Source organism: Brachybacterium sp. YJGR34 (assembly GCF_003347015.1).
Classification (GTDB): domain Bacteria; phylum Actinomycetota; class Actinomycetes; order Actinomycetales; family Dermabacteraceae; genus Brachybacterium.
The window spans coordinates 125,930-145,040 of the sequence record NZ_PNFB01000005.1 but is presented as its reverse complement, the minus strand read 5'-3'; the positions used below and the strand labels follow the sequence as shown (position 1 = coordinate 145,040).

Annotated in this window: 13 protein-coding genes; 4 read left to right on the top strand and 9 right to left on the bottom strand. The window is 70.0% G+C overall.

Annotated features, from left to right (window positions below; all coding sequences use genetic code 11):
* Positions 1-20: 20 nt before the first annotated feature.
* Positions 21-3,167, bottom strand: coding sequence for a DEAD/DEAH box helicase (locus CXH06_RS06805; protein WP_114854403.1), 3,147 nt, complete (start codon positions 3,165-3,167; stop codon positions 21-23).
* Positions 3,168-3,350: 183 nt separating this feature from the next.
* Here CXH06_RS06805 and CXH06_RS18705 point away from each other — a divergent pair, with 183 nt between their 5' ends.
* Positions 3,351-6,440, top strand: a complete 3,090-nt coding sequence (locus CXH06_RS18705; RefSeq protein WP_255411412.1) for an exonuclease domain-containing protein — start codon at positions 3,351-3,353, stop codon at positions 6,438-6,440.
* A gap of 108 nt (positions 6,441-6,548) precedes the next feature.
* Here the strand turns inward: CXH06_RS18705 and CXH06_RS06795 are convergent, their stop codons facing one another.
* The 5 genes from CXH06_RS06795 to CXH06_RS06775 all read right to left on the bottom strand — a co-directional run bounded on the left by CXH06_RS06795 (position 6,549) and on the right by CXH06_RS06775 (position 12,304).
* Positions 6,549-7,988, bottom strand: a complete 1,440-nt coding sequence (locus tag CXH06_RS06795; RefSeq protein WP_232820238.1) for a sulfatase — start codon at positions 7,986-7,988, stop codon at positions 6,549-6,551.
* 111 nt (positions 7,989-8,099) lie between these two features.
* Positions 8,100-9,194: an NAD(P)-dependent alcohol dehydrogenase gene (locus tag CXH06_RS06790; RefSeq protein WP_232820237.1), complete on the bottom strand. Its 1,095-nt coding sequence runs from the start codon at positions 9,192-9,194 to the stop codon at positions 8,100-8,102.
* On the bottom strand, positions 9,191-10,072 hold the full coding sequence (locus CXH06_RS06785) for a carbohydrate ABC transporter permease (protein ID WP_114854401.1): 882 nt from the start codon (positions 10,070-10,072) through the stop codon (positions 9,191-9,193). Before CXH06_RS06785 ends, CXH06_RS06790 begins: the two co-directional genes overlap by 4 nt.
* Positions 10,069-10,926: a carbohydrate ABC transporter permease gene (locus tag CXH06_RS06780; protein WP_114854400.1), complete on the bottom strand. Its 858-nt coding sequence runs from the start codon at positions 10,924-10,926 to the stop codon at positions 10,069-10,071. The genes CXH06_RS06785 and CXH06_RS06780 overlap by 4 nt, the downstream gene beginning before the upstream one ends.
* 7 nt (positions 10,927-10,933) lie before the next feature.
* Entirely contained in the window at positions 10,934-12,304 is a 1,371-nt protein-coding gene (locus CXH06_RS06775; RefSeq protein WP_114854399.1) for a sugar ABC transporter substrate-binding protein, read from the bottom strand.
* Between the two features lie 126 nt (positions 12,305-12,430).
* Here CXH06_RS06775 and CXH06_RS06770 point away from each other — a divergent pair, with 126 nt between their 5' ends.
* The 3 genes from CXH06_RS06770 to CXH06_RS06760 all read left to right on the top strand — a co-directional run bounded on the left by CXH06_RS06770 (position 12,431) and on the right by CXH06_RS06760 (position 15,482).
* Entirely contained in the window at positions 12,431-13,360 is a 930-nt protein-coding gene (locus CXH06_RS06770; RefSeq protein WP_157975642.1) for a sugar-binding transcriptional regulator, read from the top strand.
* A gap of 117 nt (positions 13,361-13,477) precedes the next feature.
* Positions 13,478-13,759 (top strand): nucleotide pyrophosphohydrolase, encoded by a 282-nt coding sequence (locus tag CXH06_RS06765; protein WP_369832976.1) that lies wholly within the window; start codon positions 13,478-13,480, stop codon positions 13,757-13,759.
* On the top strand, positions 13,746-15,482 hold the full coding sequence (locus CXH06_RS06760) for a DUF2075 domain-containing protein (RefSeq protein WP_114854396.1): 1,737 nt from the start codon (positions 13,746-13,748) through the stop codon (positions 15,480-15,482). Before CXH06_RS06765 ends, CXH06_RS06760 begins: the two co-directional genes overlap by 14 nt.
* A gap of 102 nt (positions 15,483-15,584) precedes the next feature.
* Here the strand turns inward: CXH06_RS06760 and CXH06_RS06755 are convergent, their stop codons facing one another.
* From CXH06_RS06755 to CXH06_RS06745, 3 genes are read right to left on the bottom strand one after another with little or no spacing between them, the layout of a single operon-like run.
* Positions 15,585-17,234, bottom strand: a complete 1,650-nt coding sequence (locus tag CXH06_RS06755; RefSeq protein ID WP_232820236.1) for an alpha-L-arabinofuranosidase C-terminal domain-containing protein — start codon at positions 17,232-17,234, stop codon at positions 15,585-15,587.
* Between the two features lie 25 nt (positions 17,235-17,259).
* Positions 17,260-18,114, bottom strand: coding sequence for a carbohydrate ABC transporter permease (locus CXH06_RS06750; protein WP_114854395.1), 855 nt, complete (start codon positions 18,112-18,114; stop codon positions 17,260-17,262).
* Between the two features lie 3 nt (positions 18,115-18,117).
* Positions 18,118-18,987 carry a carbohydrate ABC transporter permease gene (locus tag CXH06_RS06745; RefSeq protein WP_232820235.1) on the bottom strand — a complete coding sequence of 290 codons (870 nt, stop codon included), beginning with the start codon at positions 18,985-18,987 and terminating at the stop codon, positions 18,118-18,120.
* Positions 18,988-19,111: the final 124 nt, after the last annotated feature.

The following is a 19,111-nucleotide window of genomic DNA, read 5'->3' as shown; positions in this document are numbered from 1 at the left end:
GAGTCAGAGTAGTGGGGCGCTCAGAGCGTCCCGTCGAGGTAGAGCTGGAGCAGCAGCGCCTGGGCCATAGGGGTGTACGTGATCGCGAGGTACGGCGTGCCCTCGGACGAGGTCTGGGGAACGCCGAGCACGCCGACCAGCCCGGCGAGTGCCGTGGGCCTCCAGTCCCCGGGCTCGCCGGCGAGGATTCCCGCCTCGGCAGCACGGAGGTTGAGGGCGACCGCCGTCAGCCCTGCATCCTCCTCGCGCAGCAGCCCATCCTCCTTCCACCGCCTGATCACGGTGGACAGGGAAGCGCCGCCCTGCGGGGCCGGCTGCGGCGGACGCGCGGGAGCCGGATCTGCGGCCGGCCCCGCGGCATCCGCCGGCTCCGTCGCCACCGGTGGCGCCACCTGCTCGACGGGGTCGACGGTCGCTGAGGACGCTGCGCCGTCGGCGGGTGGCACCAGGTCCGCGGCCGAGGTCCCCGGGTCCGCGTCCGTGCTCATCGGCCTCTGGGGTCGCACCGCCCGCGAGGCCAGCAGCTCGAAGATCTTCCCGGTGTTCCACCGGTTCGGCGCGGCGACAACGAGGAAGTGGTCCTTGGCGCGCGAGAGGGCGACGTTCATGAGCTCGGGGTTCGCGTCGATGAAGGGGGACATGCCGCTGCTGCCGCCGTAAACGGCGGAGAAGAGGATGATCGGTCGCTCTGCCCCCTGGAGAGCGTGGGCGGTGCCCACCGTGATCCCGCGGCGGAGGTGCTCGGCGAGCTCCTCGGGCAGCTCCCCGGTGCGAGCCTCCTGCACCGCGTCACGGATCTGCGCGGTGATGACCTGCGCTTGTGCGCGGAACGGGGTGACCACACCGATCAGCTCCCGCGGGGAGACCGGGTCCTCCACTCCGTCCGCGCAGTACAGCGCGTAGAGCTCCTCGTAGTGCCTGATGATCCAGTCGGCGATCGCACGCGCCTCGGGCCGGTTGACACGGCTGGAGCCCTGGTGGGTGTCCTGCGAGTCCGGCACGTCGAGCCAGCCCACCGCGGGCACCTTGCCGTCAAGACGGGAGTCGTCCGCGGGCCGAGTGGGAATGAGCAGACCGTCGTAGAGCATCTCGTTGCAGATGCCGATGATGTCCGGGTGGCAGCGACGGTGCTCGCGCAGCAGCAGCCCGGCCTGCGCCTCGCCATAGCTGTACCGGCCGGCGTGGCTCGCGGCACGCATGAGGCTCGACGGCGCCGAGGAGGTCAGACCTCGCTCCCGAAGGTCATCGCGCCAGGTCCCGCCGGGGATGCCGGAGGCCTCGGCGAGCTCCCGATCCGTCTCCTCGTCGAGGGGCCACACCGGCGGGAGCTGCTTCTCGTCGCCCACCACCACGGCGCGACGGGCGAGCGCGACGGCGGGCAGGGCGATGGGCGTGTCCACCTGTCCTCCCTCGTCGACGATGAGCAGGTCGATGCGGTTCTCCTCGTAGGAGGGCGGCTCGCCGGGGGCCGTGTAGAGGGTGAAGTAGCGAGGCACCTGGTACAGGGTCATGACGAAGCACGGGGTGAGTGCCGCGGCCTGAGCCCAGTAGCGGTCGTTGTACTGCTTCTGTGTCTTGAACCGCTCCTTCGCGCCGAGGAAATCGTCGGTCATCAGCCAGGTCGCCTCGTAGTAGTGCACCGCCAACCAGAACGCCGCGTAGCGCAGCGTGGTGTCCAGCCGCTGATCGAGAGCGTCGAGGTCCTGGCACTGCCGCAGCTGGTCGAGGCCGGGCAGGCCGGCGAGGAGGTCATCGTCCTCGACCTGAGCGCACAGCTCGAGATAGGACGCGGAGGGGCCGTCGGCCGCCATCGCCGCGAGCAGGGTGGTGCGGTAGCCGTCCACCTCGACCAGCGCGTCGTGGATCATGCTCCGCACCGTCGCCGGCTCCGCGATATGGCCGAAGAGCCCCTGCGTCCCGTGCAGGAATCGTGTCGTCGCCGCCTGCAGATAGGCCTCCGAGCTGCACGTCGCGTACAGGCCGCCGCGATCCTTCTGCTCCACCAGATAGCGCTTCTCGGCCGCTTTCCGCTGCGGTCCGGAGGGGCAGAACACGGCCAGTGCGGCGAGCGGTTCATCCGTCGGCTCCCCGTGGTGCACCTGCGGCAGCCAGCGCTGATCCAGGATCCCCGGGGCAGCCTTCGCGACCGAGGCGAAGGAATCGATGATGTTCTTGACCGCCTGATTGTTCGTCGAGGCACCGACGATCACCGGGGCGTCACGCTCCTCCAGGGCGTGGCGGACGAGGAGGTTCGCGACCACGGCCTGCAGCATCGTCGTCTTGCCCGTCCCCGGCGGGCCCGAGACGGCGGTGACCTCGCCGTCCTGCGCGGCGAGGAGCGCGTGGACCGCGCGGCGCTGGGAGGGAGAGAGCGCGTGCTTGTCCCCCATCGAGCCGCCGGCCTGCAGGGCGGAGAGCAGCAGCCCGTCGCCCGCATGCAGCTCCTCCTCGTGGCGGCGCGGCCCGTCCCAGCCGCTGACCAGGCGTTCCAGCAGAGCGGGGGCGTGGCCGGTGCGTTCCAGATGCGCATACAGGGGCATCAGTGCGCCGACCGCGCTGATCCGCTCGTACTCCCGGACATAGCAGGTGACGATCTCGACGTGCCGGCCCGCTTCCTCATGGTGAGCCGCGAACTCGTCCAGAGTCAGCCCCGCGACGCCGTCGAAGAGGGTCTGGGCGAGTGCGAGCGCGTCCGCGGCGGTGGAGCAGCGGGAGATCCGCGCGGCGAGCTCGGTGCGGGTGACGCGCCAGAACCGCTCGAGCGGCCCGACCATCACTTCGCGGTCCGTGAGGGTCGGGGCCTCCAGGCGCTCGGCGGGGATCCAGGGTGTGGTGCCGGTCTCGAGCGAGGGGGTGAGGGTGCCATCGCGGTCCAGCGTCGCGGTCAGCAGCAGCAGGCCGTCACGGGACTCGCCGCGCTCGGTGGGGAGCGTGGCCAGGCCGATGACCACCTCGAGGGTGGCCACGGGCTGCTTGGGCGGCTTCTCCGCAGCGCGCTCATGGGCCGCGAACAGGGCCTGCGTCTCCGCCTCGGGCAGTCGCCCCGCCGCGATCATGGCGCGCGGCACCGCGGCGGTGGCCTCCCCCTCGGTGAAGCTCACGGCCTCGAGCCGGCCCCTGCGCAGCACCTGTGCGAAGTAGTCGGTGACCGCCTGCGTCTCGACCATGCCGAGCCCCTCCCCCGTCGTGGCGTCCCTGCTGTTGGCACCCTATCCAGCGGTCCGGACGGGCGGGCGCGAACTCAGATCGAGGCCGGACCGTGCACCTGGTCCGGCGGTCCACGACACAGCTCGGCCGTCAGGCCCGTCTGCGATCATCGAGCGATCATCGACCGCTGCCCGGGAGGCCCTGTGGGACTGTTCGATCGCGCCCAGGGGCGCGAGATGCCGGAGACGGAGGGGGCACCCGACCCGTCGGCGGCGGCCGGCGAGAGCACCCCCGTCTTCGCGGTCCTCGACGTGGAGACCACGGGCCTGTCCCCCGCCGCGGAGCGGATCATCGAGCTCGCGATCGTCCGCGCCGATGCTCAGGGCCGGGCGATCGACCAGTGGGTCACGCGTCTGGATCCGGGCCGGAGCGTGGGCGCGACGCATGTGCACGGCCTGCGCGATGCCGATGTCGCCGGGGCGCCCACCTTCGCGGAGCTGGCCGTGACCATCGGCTCCGTGCTGCAGGGGATGGTGGTGGTCGCGCACAACGCGGAGTTCGACCTGGCCTTCCTGCGCGCGGAGTTCGCACGCGTCGAGCTGCCGATGCCGCAGTGCACCACCTACTGCACCCTGCAGGGCAGCACCCTCTATCTCCCGCACCTGCCACGGCGCCGGCTCGGGGACTGCTGCGCGGCCCTCGGGATCCCGCTCGAGCATGCGCATTCGGCGCTCGGTGATGCCCGCGCCACCGCCGGACTGCTTCAGCGGTACCTCGCGCTGGACGCGCAGACCGGGTACGACGCCCCGCTCACCGCGACGCGGGCGCGGCCGACGCCCGCCGCGATCTCGGAACCTGATCTCGGTCGGAGAACGCCCTCGGGTGATGGGGCGTTCTCCGACCGAACCCCTCGATCCGGCGACGCCGAGCCCGCGCCACGTGCTGCCGGCGAGGAGGTCTCCCCCGCGGCCCCGATGCCGCATCCGCCGGTCCCGGCGGGGCTGGTGATCACCGAGGAGTTCCGGGCGGCGCTGGACCATCTGCACGCCGGGCACCACCTGTTCCTCACCGGCAAGGCCGGCACCGGCAAGTCCACGCTCATCCGCCATTACCTGGAGACCACCGAGCGGCGCACCCTCACCGTCGCTCCCACCGGCATCGCCGCGCTCAACGTCGACGGGTACACGATCCACCGCCTGTTCTCCTTCCCGATCGGGGTCAGCGAGGAGATGGTGCGCGGCGGCGGTTACTACCCCGGTCGTTTCGCCACCGCGCTCAAGGAGCTCGACACCCTGATCATCGACGAGGCGTCGATGGTGCGGGCGGACCTCTTCGATGCGCTGACGGCCGCGCTCGAGCGATTCGGTCCGGAACCCGGAGCCCCCTTCGGCGGGGTGCAGCTGGTGCTGGTGGGCGACCTGTACCAGCTGCCGCCCGTGGTCACCGACGCGGAGTCGGCGTGGATCGAGGAGCGTTTCGGCACACCGTTCTTCTTCTCCGCCCGTTCCTTCGACGCGGCCACCTTCCCCGTGGTGGAGCTCGGCACCGTCTTCCGCCAGCAGGGCGATGACCGCCTGGTGGACCTGCTGAACGCGGTGCGGGAGGGCGCCCTGCTCGAGGAGGCGCGGGCGGAGCTGAACGCGCGCACCGCCGCGGACTTCGAGCCCCCGCTCGAGGAGTTCTGGCTGACCCTGGCGACCACGAACCGGATCGTCGGCGCCCGCAACCGCACGATGCTCGAGCGCCTCCCCGAGGCCCCGCAGACCTTCCCCGCACAGATCACCGGGCAGACCGACGGCTTCGAGCACCCCACCGAGGAGCGGCTCCAGCTCGCCGTGGGCGCCCAGGTCATGCTGCTGACCAACGATCCCTCACAGCGCTGGGTCAACGGCACCCTGGGCCGGGTGACGGGGATCGGGGCCGACGCCGACGGGCCCGTGGTCACCGTCCAGCTGCGCGGCGGAGAGAGCGTGTCGGTGCGCCCCCACACCTGGGACATCACCCGGCCCAGCGTGCAGGGCGGGGCGCTGGTCCACGAGGTGATCGGGACCTTCACCCAGCTGCCGATGAAGCTGGCCTGGGCGATCACCATCCACAAGTCCCAGGGGCAGACCCTGGACCGGGTGGTCGTGGACCTCACCGGCGGCACCTTCGCCAACGGGCAGCTGTACGTAGCGCTCTCGCGCTGCACGAGCCTCGAGGGGCTGGTGCTGAGGCGCGAGGTGCTCCCCCGGGACCTCAAGACGGACCGACGGGTGCGGCGCTACCTGCAGGCCGGGGCCACCACGCCCACCGCGCTCGGCGAGGCGTACCTCGCGGTGCTCTCCGTGGGCACGAGCGGCGATCGGTGGCGTCCGCGCCCGATCGAGATCGCCGTGGTGACCGACGAGGGGGACGCCGCGACCACGGTCGTCAACCCCACCTCGGACCTGTTCAGCGCAGCCACGGACTACGGGCTCACCGCGCGGGACGTGCAGCTCGCGCCGGTGCTGGCGGAGGCCTGGCCGGCGCTCGGCTCGCTGCTGGCCGGGCGGGTGCCGGTGGGCCGGGGCGTGGATCAGGACCTGGCGCTGATCGACTTCGAGCTCAAACGCAACGGGATCGTGCAGGAGGTCCCGCTGGGGCTCGAGCTGCCGCGGGACCTGCTGACCCACGGGGAGCTGGAGCGGCTGCAGGCGCCGACGGCGCTCGCGCGGGCCCGGGCACTGCGTGAGGCGCGGGCGCGGCTGCACGCCGAGGGCACCGCCCTGCCCGGCGCCGGGACGGCCTTTCCCCAGCGGGTGCCCGGGACCGGCTACCTCCTGGCCCGCACCACGGGCACGAGCGGGACCACGGAGCCGACGGGTTTCGTCGTCGGCGGCAACCTCTCCGCGGAGGACGACCCCGCCGCCGTGCTCGCCGAGCACCTGCGCACCGCCTGGTCCCGGGTGCCGCGACCGGAGGCCGCGGTGCTCGAGCGGCTGCGCGCCGCGGAGGAGCACTACGGCGTGCGCGTGCTGCCCGAGGACGTCGCGGCCGACGCCCCCGTGGACCTCGCCGCGGTGCTCGTGCCCGGGGCGCGGATCTGCTTCACCGGGACGGTGGACTCCCCGCGCTTCGGGGCGCTGGAGAAGGAGGACCTCCACCGCCTCGCCGCGCGGTGCGGCCTGGAGCCCGTCCCGACGCTCACCAAGACCCGGACCGACGTGCTGGTGGTGGCCGAGGCCGGCTCCCAGTCGCGCAAGGCGAAGGACGCCGCGCGGTGGGAGAAGCCGGTGATCGTGGCGGAGGAATTCCTGGAGTGGGCGGGGTGAAGTGACGATCTCGGCGCGTACGCCGGATACCCCACGGACCCGGCACCGTGGGCGACCATCTCCCCGTCGGGCGCGCGGTCCAGGCGGCAGGCAGCCAGCGTTCCTGCCTCAGTCGAACGGCCGCGGCCAGGGGTTCGTGCGCGGGATCAGGGCGCCCACCTCGTCGAGATGCGCGGCCAGGGCGCTCAGCAGCTCATCGCGCACCGTCGGGAGCTCAGAGGCCAGATCGCGCCGCTCCCCGATATCCGTCTCCAGGTCGTAGAGCTCGGCGCTCTCGTCCTCGAAGAAGCGGATCAGCTTGTACCGCCCCTGACGGACGGCGGCCGAGGGCCGGCCGCCCTGATTCGAGTAGTGGGGGTAGTGCCAGAACACCGGGCCCCGGTCGTCGAGCGGATCTGTCTGCGCCAGCCACGGCCGCAGGGAGACGCCGTCGACATGCTGCACGGGGACCAGGGGCAGGCCCACGAGGTCCAGCAGCGTCGGGTACAGGTCAGGGCCGTTCGCGACCACTCGAGCCGTCGTGCCGGGGGTGGTGACCCCCGGGGCCCGGAGGATCAGCGGCACCCGGACGCCGCCCTCCTCGGTCCACCCCTTCCCCTCGGCCAGCGGCGCGCAGGATGTCGGTGACCCCTCCGCCGTGGACAGTCCGCCGTTGTCCGAGGTGAAGACCACGATCGTGTCCTCGGCCAGTCCCTGCTCCCGGAGCTCGTCGAGCACCCGTCCGACGTTGGTGTCGAGGTTCTCGACCATGGCGGCATAGGCGGGATCGGACTGGACGGTGCGGCGGATGACGCGCTGGTGCTCCTGTCCCCACATCGGCTTGCGCTCCCCCACCTCGAAGGGATCCACCCGGTCGAGTCCCAGTGCCTGCGCCTTGCGACGGTATTTCGCGACCAGCTCCTCCGGCGCCTGGATCGGAGCGTGCACCGCGTACTGCGCGAGATGCAGGAAGAACGGACGCTCCCCGTCGTGCTCGCGGATCAGCGCGAGGACATGATCGGTCAGCGCATCGGTGAGATAGGTGCCAGGGTCGGACTCCGGCAGGTCCTCGATCCCCCAGGGTGCGAAGTACGTGTTCGGCGAGCCGCGGTGCCCTCCCCCGATGTTCACGTCGAAGCCGTGCGCGAGCGGTCCGCTCGTCCCGGCGCCGAGATGCCATTTGCCCACGTGCCAGGTGGTGTAGCCGCCATCGCGCAGCGCCCGGGGCAGCGTGTACTCGTTCCGGGGAAGGTCATGGTGATAGGGGACGTCCGACAGCGCGGCGACACCGCTGCCCCCGATCCACTGGGTGATCCCGACGCGCGCCGGGACCTTGCCCGTCATCAGCGCCGCTCGCGACGGTGAGCACACGGGCGAGGCGGCGTAGGCCTCGGTGAACGAGCACGACGCGCGGGCCAGGGCATCCAGGCGCGGCGTCTCGTAGAAGGTCGAGCCGTAACAGCCCAGGTCCGACCACCCGAGGTCGTCGATGTGGAGGAGGAGGATGTTGGGACGACGGGTGCTGCCGGCCTCACGGGTCTCGCTGGGCATCTGCGCTGTCGAGGTCACGTCCCTGCTCCTTCGATGGTCCGTGCCCAGGGTACGGGTCCGCCGTCGGCCCAGGAGGTGCAACGGTCAGCGCGACGCCGAGCCGTCGCTGCGACCCGGCTCCACCCGCGCTCAGCCCTGATACCCCGGAATCACCACCGTCTTGATCGCCAGCGGATCAGTCTTCGCCGCCAGCAGCGCCTCCTCCACGCCCTCAAGCCCGTAGCGACCGGTGATCAGCGCATCCACCTCCACCTTCCCGGAGCTGATCAGCGCGATCGCCGCGGGCCAGGTGTTCACGTAACGGAAGGTGCCCGTCAGGGTGATCTCGCGGTGCTGCATGAGCGCGATGGGCAGCTCGAGGCGCTTGCCGCCCATCCCCACCAGCACGGCGATCCCGCCGGGGCGGAGGGTGGGGATTGCGGCGTCGATCGCGCGGGCGTTGCCGGAGGCGTCGATGTAGCAGTCGAAGTGCTCCTCGAACGGCGCGAAGTCGGTGGCGGCGGGATCGATCGCACGGGTGGCGCCGTGCTCGGCGGCGAAGCGCCGACGGTTCTCCACCGGGTCGCTGATGACGATCTCCGTGGCGCCGTAGGCCCGGGCCACCTGGGCGTTCAGCACCCCGATCGGCCCCGCCCCGGTGATCAGAACCCGCGACCCCTCGGTGATCCCGGCCTTGCGCACGGCATGGAGGGCCACCGAGACCGGCTCCGCCATCGCGGCCTGCTCGAAGGTCATGGACTCCGGGATCTCGTGGGCGAAGTCGTCGTCGATGAGCTCGTACTCGGCGAAGGAGCCGTCCACGGGCCAGGCGCCGTAGAAGTCCACGCTGCGGCACAGGTGATAGGTGCCCTGCTTGCAGTACTCGCAGCGGCGGCAGACCGTCTGCGGTTCGACGGCGACGCGGGTGCCGATCCGTGCGGGGTCGACGTCGGCCCCGCCGGCGACGACGACGCCGGAGGACTCGTGCCCGAGGATGACGGGCCCGTGCACCTCGATGTCACCGATGGCGCCGGTCTCGTAGAAATGCGTGTCGGAGCCGCACACGCCGACGGCCTCGACCTTCACGAGCACCTGGTGACGGCCCAGCGCCGGGACGGGCACGTCCTGCAGCGCGATGACGCCGGGCTCGGTGAGGACGCTCGCGGTCATGTGGGTGGGGGCGGTGGTCACGGCGGGTTCTCCTTCGCGGTGGTGTCCGGGGATCTCGAGGGGCGCGGCGTTCATCCCTTCACCGTCCCGGCGGTCAGCCCGCCCACGATCCAGCGCAGGGAGAAGATCGCGAAGAGGATGCCGGGGATGATCGAGACGATCGTGGCCGCCGCCATCGGCCCCCATTCGATGGACTGGTAGCCGATGTACTGCTGCAGGCCGGTGGTGACGGTCTGGGTGTTCTTCCCGGCCAGGACCAGCGGGATCATGTAGTTGTTCCAGGCCCAGATGAACGAGAGCATCAGGCTCGCGGCGAGGCCGGGGGCGATGAGGCGGAAGAGCACGTGCCGGAAGGCGGTCCAGCGGGTGCCGCCGTCCATCGCGACGGCCTCTTCGAGCGATCCGGGGAGGTCCTCGATGAAGGAGCGGAGCATCCACACCAGCATCGGCAGGGTGACGATCTGGTACGCGAGAATCAGGCCCACGTAGTTGTCCGCCAGGCCGGTGCGCTGGAAGACGAGGTAGAGCGGCAGGATGATCAGCAGCTCCGGGGCGAAGCGCAGGGAGAGGATGCCGAAGCCGATGTCCTCCCGCCCGCGGAACCTAAAGCGTGCCAAGGCGTAGGCCGTGGGCAGTCCGATGACCAGGGTCAGCGCGAGCGACCCGGCGGTGACGATGATCGAGTTGAGGAAGGGCTGGAGGAACTGGGGCCCGCTGAGCACCGTCGCGTAGTTCTCCAGCGTGGGCGTGAAGAAGAACAGCGGCGGGTTGGCGACCACCTGCGCGGGGGTCTTCAGGGACATCATCAGGATCCACACGATCGGCGCGAGGGCGAACACGGTCCACGCGGAGAGGGCGGTGATCGCGAGCGCGTGGCCGATCCGTCGGCGCCGACGGCGGCGGGTGCTGGTGCGCGGGACGAGGGCGGTGGGGCGCGGGGCGGCGTGGGTCATGCCGACATCTCCTTGCGTCGAGCCTTCAGCAGGAAGTACGAGATCAGATAGCACAGCAGCCACAGCACGACGAGGATCGCCATGGCGGCGCCGAAGTTCATGTTCCGGATGCCCTCGAGATAGGCGAGGACATGCAGGTTGGTGGTCGCGTCGACGGGACCGCCCTTGGTGGTGGTGTAGATGACGTCGAACATCTTCAGCGAGTCGATGCCGCGGAAGGCGATGACCACCACCAGCACCGGCATCACCATCGGCAGGGTGATCGAGAAGAAGCTGCGGAAGGGTCCGGCGCCGTCGACGCCGGAGGCCTCTCGCAGCTCGAGCGGGATGCTGCGCAGCGCGGCCTGCATGAGGAGCACGACGAAGGGCGTGTACAGCCAGACGTCCACCAGGATCACGGTCGCCAGCGCCGTGTCCGGTCCGTTGAACCACAGGAAGCCGCGGCCGATGGTGCTCTCCAGCAGCCAGTTCGCCACGCCGTTCTCCGTCAGCATCACCTTCCACATGAGGGCGGCGATGACCGGCGGCAGCAGCAGCGGCAGCACGATGAGGATCCGGAAGAAGGATCCGTAGGGGCCGTGGTTGAGCAGGTAGGCGAGGCCGGTCCCGATCAGCACCTCGATGACGACGGCGGTGACCGCGTAGGTGAGGGTGACGCCGATGGCGTGCAGGCCGTCACCGGTGGTGAAGAGGTCGATGTAGTTGTCCAGGCCGGCGAAGACCGGGTCCCCCTCGGTGAGGCGGTAGGAGGTGAAGGACCACCACACGCCGGTGAGGAAGGGGTAGAGGATCGCGATGAGGACGGCGATCCCCGGCAGGGCGAGGAGGTAGGGAAGTGCCTTGTTGTGCTTCATGGGTTCCTCATTCCTCGATGATCGCGTCGATCTTCTCGGCGGCCTCGTCCATGGCCTCCTGAGGGCTCTGCTGCCCCAGCACCGCCGACTGGATCCGGATGGTCCAGGCGTCGCCGATCTCCGGGAAGCGGGAGGCGGGGGTGTAGGCCCAGCTCGCGTACTCGGCGAGGATCTCCTGCCAGACCTCGTTGTAGTCGCCCCACTCGGCGGTGGCCTCGGCCATCTCGGGACCCTCGGCGACGGAGATCCGGGTGGGGTTCATGTTGCCGCCGGCGATGGCTGCGGTGAGGAACTCCTTGGAAGTGGCCCACTGGATGAACTGCCAGGCGGCGTCCTTGTGCCGGGAGGCGCCGTTCATGCCCAGCGACCACACCCACATGCTCGATCCGCGGCCGGCCGGCCCGCGCGGCGGCAGCGCGTAGCCCACCTTCCCGGCGATGGGGCTCTTCTCGAAGTCCGGCGCCATGTGGTCGGCGTCGATGTAGAAGGCAGCGTTGCCGGCGATGAAGTCCTGCTGCGCCTCGTACCAGGTGTAGGTGCTGGCCGAGATCGGGGCGTACTGCATGAGCTGGACCCACTGCTCGACGGCGGCGACGGACTCCGGGGAGTTCACCGCCGCCCTTCCGTCGACGATGTCAGTGGCACCGTGGGCGAGGAAGAAGGTGCTGAAGGGGTTCAGCGTGGGGTAGGTCTTGTCGCCGCGGGAGACGAAGCCGTTGATCTCGGTGCCGTCGACGACGGTGCCGTGCAGCTGCCCGGCCGCCTCGATGAGCTCCTCGATGGTCTCCGGCACCGCGATGCCGGCCTCCTCGAGGATGTCCTGGCGGTAGAAGAGCGCATAACCCTCCTCGTTGGCGGGGATCGCCCACAGCCCTCCCTGCCCGGCGCCCGCGTACTCGGTCTGGTCCCAGCGCAGCGATTCGATGAGTGCGGGATAGAAGTCCTCGAAATCCCAGTCCGGGGAGGTCTTGGTGGGGTCCTCCACCCAGGGCAGCAGGTCCTCGATCCACCCGGCGCCGGCGTACTGGAAGTTCATGGGCTGCGAGGACATGAAGGCGTCGTAGCTGCCGGCCCCGGACTGCAGCTCGGTGAGGAGCTTGACCATGTAGTCGGTCTCGCTGAGGGTCTCGAGGCTGACGGTGATGCCGGTGAGCTCCTCGAACTCCTCGAGGTGCTCGGCAACGGCGATGGAGACGGGGTGCTCGCTCATGAGCAGGCTCAGGCTCTCGCCGGAGAAGTTCGACCAGTCGAAGGCGTCGACGGTCTGGGGCGGGGGGATCTCGGAGCTGCTGCTGCAGCCGGCGGCCAGCGCCGTCATGGCCGCGACCCCCGCGGCCACGGCGTGCCGCCGCGACAGAGCAATTCTTCCGGTGGGCATGTGTGTCCTCCTTTGGACAACGCGCGGCGGGCGGGACGACGCCGCTCGGTGACGTGCTCACGGTCTGCATGAGAGGCTAACCACATGAGCGCACCCCATGGAACTAGTGCACATATGAGCACGCCGATGGATCTGCAGAGCCAGGTGCTGCACGCCTACGTCGCCGTCCAGCACCTGGGCGAGGGGCGCCCCATCCTCGAGATCGCCGAGGAGGTGTCCCTCTCACGCTTCGCCGTCTCACGGATGATCAAGCGGGCCCGCGAGCTGGGGCTGGTGGAGGTGCGGGCCGCACTCACCAACCCCTTGGACATCTCGCTGTCCACGCAGCTCGCCGCGCAGTTCTCGCTGCGCTCCGCACTGGTGGTCGCGGTGCCGGGAACGACGGAGGAGGACGTGCGGCAGGCGATCGCGGCCGTCACGGCCACCTTCCTCGAGGACACCGTGGCCGACGGCGACATCATCGGCGTCACCCCCGGCCGCACCCTCGTGGAAGCCTCGCGCCGGGTGGAGTCGCTGCCGATGGCCGACGTCGTCCAGCTGACCGGTGTGGGCACCTCACGGCTCGAGGACGGCGTGGAGGCGGTGCTGCGGCTGGGCCGCGCCGCGGGCGGGGAGACCTATCCGCTCTACGCCCCGATCCTCGCCGACGAGCAGTCCGCCCGCACGCTCCTCGCCCACCCCTCCCTCCGGCGGACCGTGCAGCGGTTCCGCCGGATCTCGCAGGCTTACCTCACGATCGGCGGCTGGCCGGACGCCTCCCTGTTGGCCCGGCAGGTGGCCGACTACGGGGACCTCCACCTCGTCGAGGAGACCGTCGCCGAGATCGGCGCGACCCTGCTGGACGCCGACGGCGGCGTGGTCGAGGCGCTGGGCGAGCGGCTGATCGGGATCTCGCCGGCCGAGCTGGAGGCGGTGCCACAGCGGATCGCGCTGGGCGGCGGGGCGGGGAAGCATGATGCGGTGCTGGCCGTGCTGCGGTCCGGGCTGGCGGATGTGGTGATCACGGATGTGGACTCGGCGCGGTATGCGTTGGGGAAGGATGGGGCGGCGGGGTGAGACCTGCTCGGTCGCTCCGGCCCACCTACCCAGAACGACCTGGGGAGATGGTCGGCAGCCCGGTGCTAGGTTGGCATCGTGACCGACGAACCGCTCATCGAGACCCTGCGAGCGTTCATGGCCGAGCGCGACTGGCAGCAGTTCCACACGCCGGAGAACCTCGCGAAGTCGATCAGCATCGAGGCCGGCGAGCTGCTCGAGTGCTACCAGTGGAACAGCCAGGCCGACGTCGACGAGGTCGCCGGCGAGCTCGCCGACGTCCTCACCTACGCACTGCTCCTCGCTGACCGGCTGGGCCTGGACCCCGAGCAGATCGTGCGGGCGAAGCTCGAGCGGACGGGCCAGAAGTACCCGGTGGAGAAAGCCAGAGGTCGGAGCACGAAGTATGACCGGCTTTGAGATCGAGGAGCTGGAGTTCACGGCCGACGCCGTCTCCGATGCTCGTGAGCGCATCCCCCGGTTCGACAACTGGCCGGTGGTCTATCTGCTCGAGGACGGCCGCGACATCTATGTGGGCGAGACCGGCAACGTCGAACGACGGATGCGCCAGCACCTGAAGTCCGCGAAGAAGCAGCACCTGCGCGAGGTCAGGGTCGTCTTCGACGACCGGTTCAACGGCTCCGCCTGCCTCGACCTGGAGTCCTTCCTCATCCGCCTGCTGAGCGGCGACGGCCGCTACGAGGTGCTCAACCTCAACGAGGGCATCACGAACCAGGACTACTACCAGCGCAGCGAGTACACCGAGACGTTCAAGGAGGTCTTCGAGGAGCTCCGCGTCCGCGGGTACTTCCATCGCTCGATCCCGCAGATCGAGAACACGGACCTCTTCAAGCTCTCGCCGTACAAGGCGCTGAACCACGAGCAGGGTGCCGCCGTGCTGGACATCATGGAGGGCCTGGTCGAGGACCTGCCCCGCACCGACCGGACCCTCGCGGTGATCCAGGGAGACCCCGGCACCGGCAAGACCATCGTCGGCATCCACCTCATGAAGCTCCTGCGTGACCTCGCCGACTTCGACCCGACGGATGAGATCGAAGGGGATTCGATGTTCTCCGACCTCTTCGTCGAGGGCAATCGTGAGCGCTTCCAGGACCTGCGCATCGGCCTGGTGGTCCCCCAGAAGTCGCTGCGCATCTCGATCGGCAAGGTCTTCAAGAAGGTCCCCGCCCTGCGCGACGCCAGCGTGCTCACCCCGTACGAGGCGGCAGAGACCGACGGACAGTTCGACGTGCTGATCGTCGACGAGGCGCATCGCCTGACACAGCGCGCCTCGCAGTCCCATGGCACGCTGACGGCGCGCTTCGCCAGGATCACGAACGATCTGTTCGGCACCGACGACGACTCGCTGAACCAGCTCGACTGGATCCGCTCGAAGGCCCGCCACACGATCCTCCTGCTGGACACCGCCCAGAGCGTGCGGCCCGCCGACATCGAACCCGAGGTGTTCGAGCGGGTCGTCGCCGAGGCCAGGACGTCGCGCCGGTGGTACCCGCTCGATACGCAGATGCGCGTCAAGGGCGGCAAGGAGTACCTCGACTTCGCACGGGCGATGATCTCCGATCAGCCGCCCTCCTCGCCTCCGGACCTCCGTGACTACGAGGTCGAGCTGTTCGACGATCTCGGAGCCATGCATGAACGCATCCGCGAACGCGATGCCGAGCACGGCCTGGCCCGCCTCGTCGCCGGCTACGCCTGGCCGTGGCGCAGCAGGAAGAAGTCCGGCGAGCACGACATCGTTCTCGACGGCGTGAGCCTGGACTGGAACCGGACCGACGTCGACTGGATCGCCTCGAAGACATCGCTCGAGGAGGTCGGGTCGATCCACACCGTGCAGGGCTACGACCTCAACTACGCCGGTGTGATCATCGGAGCGGACCTGTACGTCGACCCGGAGACCGGTCACCTCGCCGCCGACCGGGACAGCTACTTCGACAAGAAGGGCAAGCAGAACAACCGGATGCGCGGGCGGGACACGACCGACGAGGATCTCCTGCAGTACATCACCAACATCTACCGGGTGCTGCTGACCCGTGGGATGCGGGGGACGTATCTGTATGTGGTGGATCCGGCGCTCCGGGAGCGGTTCCGTCGCGTGCTGAGAACTCGGCGCGCGAACGACTGAGCCGATCGCTCGGGCCGAAGGGATGACGCGCGATGACGGCGAGTCTCTCGCGGGAAGCGTCCTGGGAGAACTTTCCGATCCGCATCGGACGATGGAAGTCTCTCAGCGCCCGCTCCCCCACTCCAGGATCGTCACCGCATGGGCGGGGACGGTCACCTCGCCACCACGCAGCGTCGCCGAGCCCTCCCGGATGCTCACCGCCTCGGGCGCGTCGACGGTGTTCGCAGCGAACAGGTCCTGTGCCTCCGCCCCGAGGGTCCGCACGGTGACCGCTCCCTCGACCGTCTCCCCCTCCACGACGAGGACGGTGCGCACGTCCTGATCCGCGGAGCGATTGATGATCGCCGCGTAGCGGCGCGATCCGTCGGCCGAGGCGGAGGCGCTGACATCCAGCACCGGGACGGCGACGGGCGAGCTCGTGCACTGCGCCTCACCGCCCCAGCCCTGCTCCCGCCGCACGGGCTGGGTGATGGAGGGGCTGAGAGCGCGCACGGGCAGCGGGCGGGTGCCGAAGTGGTTGAGGTAGAGGTCCCAGACGTGGAAGGTGGCCGAGCGCACCAGGCCGTCCTCGCGCACAGCCAGCAGCCCGTTGGCGTTGACGAGGTTGACGGTGTTCGCCATGGTCACGGGCACGTCGCGGGTGGCGGTGCGGTGGATGGCGTGGAACACCCCGGAGTAGAACAGCGCGTCGGCGAGGGTGCGCGGTGAGTAGCGGTTGACCCGCCAGCCGTTCTCTCCTGCGGTGCCGGGCGGATCGGCGGGTCCGGTGGTGTCCCGCGGGGCGGTGCCGCCGTCGGCCCCGGGGAGCGGAGCGCCCCAGGTGCGCGGCTCGTAGTGGCGCATGTTCCACTCGTCCAGCGCGATCTCCACCGGACTCGTGATGCCGTGACGGTCCGCGGCGGCGGCGAGCGTCCGCGAGAAGTCCTGCAGCACGTGCTCGAAGTGGACCGCCTGGGAGACGATGGCATCGAACTCCTCGCGGGAGGGATCCACGAGATGGAATCCCGCCCCGTAGGCGTGGACGGAGAACCACCGGGCCACCTCGCCGAGCTCCCGCACGACCACCTCGGTCCAGCGGTCGTCGTCGAGCCCCACGGCGACGAACTCGATCGACGGGTCCACCGCCCGCAGGAAGCGGGCATGCTCGCGAGCGTCCTCGGCGTAGCGCTCGACGCTGCGATGCCCCATCTGCCAGGGGCCCCAGACCTCGTTGCCGAGGCCCCAGATCGGGACCGGGCGGGCCGGGTCGATGCCGTCGGCCGCACGCCGCCGGGTCAGCTCCGTGTCCCCGGGGCTGTTGCAGTACTCGGCCCAGCGCACGGCGTCATCGACGCTGCGGCACGAGTGGGCGAGATAGGGCGTGGCGCCGGTCGCCTCGCACCAGGCCAGGAACTCCGGGGTGCCGAAGCGGTTGGACTCCTCGCTCCCCCACGCCAGCTCGAGCCGGCGAGGGCGATCATCGCGAGGTCCCGTGCCGTCCTGCCACCAGTACGCGGAGGTGAAGTTCCCGCCGGGCCAGCGCACCACCGGCATGCCCAGCTCCCGGCAGGCGTCGATGACGTCCTGGCGGCATCCGGCCAGAGGGCCGTCGCCGGCCACCGACAGCGGCGAGCCTTCGTCGAAGACTCCGCCCTCGATGTTGTGGAAGAACGCCGATTCGAGGAAGTGACCGTAGACCATCGGGTCGATGGCCCGGTCCGAGGCCGCGGCGGTGGAGTCGTCGGTGATGTCGATGCGAGCGTGGAGAGTCATGATGTCCTTTCGGGAGGATTGAGGGTCAGCCCTTGATGCCGCTGGTCGAGACGCCCTCGATGATCCAGCGCTGGGCGGCGACGTACAGGGCCAGGACGGGGACGCTGGCGATGACCGCTCCGGCCATCATCACGTCGTAGCGGGTGGTGTTCTCCGCCTGCAGCAGCCGCAGACCGGAGGGCAGCGTCTGCATATCGCCGCTGAACAGCACGTACACGGGCCAGAGATAGTCGTTCCAGCTGGAAAGGAACGAGAGCACCACCAGGGTGGCGATGGCCGGACGGGCCAGAGGCAGCATGATCCGCGCGAAGGTGGACCACTGGGTGCAGCCGTCCACGATCGCGGCCTCCTCGAGCTCCCGCGGTATCCCGGCGAAGAACTGCCGCAGGAAGAACACGCCGAACGCACCGGCGGCCCCCGGGATGATGAGTGCCGCGTAGGAGTTCAGCCAGCCCAGCGAGTTCACGATGAGGAAGTGCGGGATGAGCATCACCACGGCTGGCACGAACATGGTCGCGAGGATGGCGCCCATCATCAGCCGTCTCCCGCGGAACTCCATGCGCGCCAGGGCATAGGCGGCCAGGACGGCCAGCGTGACGGTCAGGGCGGAATGCGCGACCGCGACCAGGAGGCTGTTGCCCACCCAGCGCAGGACGGGAACCGAGTCGTCGCCCAGGATCTGCCGGAACGCACCGAGAGTCGGCTCCTGCGGCCAGATCCGGAAGTCCGGGGAGACCGATTCGGCCGGGGTCTTGAAGGCGGTGGAGAGCATGTACAGCAGCGGCATGGCGAACACGGCGGTCAGCGCGATGATCAGGACCCACAGGGCGATGCGCCGGGGCTGCAGGGGGCGACGACGAGTCGGAAGGACGGCGCTCATGGTCTACACCTTTCCCACGAAGCGGAAGAGCTGGTTGACCAGCAGGCTCGCGAGGATCAGGCAGAGGGCCAGGGCCATGCTCATGGCGCTGGCCATCCCGATGTCGTAGGACTGCATGCCGGTCTGGGCGATGTAGCCGATCGCGGTGCGCGTCGCGCCGCCCGGCTGCTCGTTCGTGATCAGCGCCGATTGCCCGTACATGTTGGCCGAGGCGATGATCGTGATGACGACGACGAACTGCAGCACGCGGTGCATGTGCGGGATCGTCACCGTCCACAGCCGGCGCCACGCTCCGGCGCCGTCGACGCGGGCCGCCTCGTACAGCTCCGCGGGCACCTCCTGCAGGGCGGCCAGGTAGATGACGGCGTTGAAGCCGACGGTCCACCACACGGTCACTCCCACCAGGGACACCCAGGCGGCCGGCAGCGAGGTGGTCCACGCGATCGAGTCCGGCAGACCGAGAGCTCCCAGCAGGTGATTCACGGGGCCCACCTGCGCGTCGAGCAGGAAGTGCCAGAGCACGCCCACCACGGCCACGCCCAGGACGTAGGGGGCGAAGTAGAGGGCCCGGAACACCGTGCGGCCCCGGAAGCGGAGGTTCAGCAGCAGAGCGAGCGCGAAGGGGATCGTCACCAGCAGGGGCACGGACAGGACGGTGAAGATCGCCGTCACACGCATGCCCCGCCAGAACTCCTCGGACAGCACGCCCTCACCGCTGAGCAGCGACGCGTAGTTCGCCCAGCCCACGAACCCGCCGCTGTCGAAGCCCAGGATCCATTGGCGGGTGCTGGACCACGCGAGCACGAGGATCGGTGCGAGGACGAACACCGTGAACAGGATCAGGAAGGGACCGAGGAACAGGTAGGGCGTCACGGGGCTTCCCGAGCGGAGGTGCCGGCGCGCACCCCCGGCGGCCACGGGGGAATCGCGGCGGGGTGGACTGAGACTCGGAGCGGCGCTGCTCATCGATTCTCTCCTCTCGGCGGTCTCCCGCCTG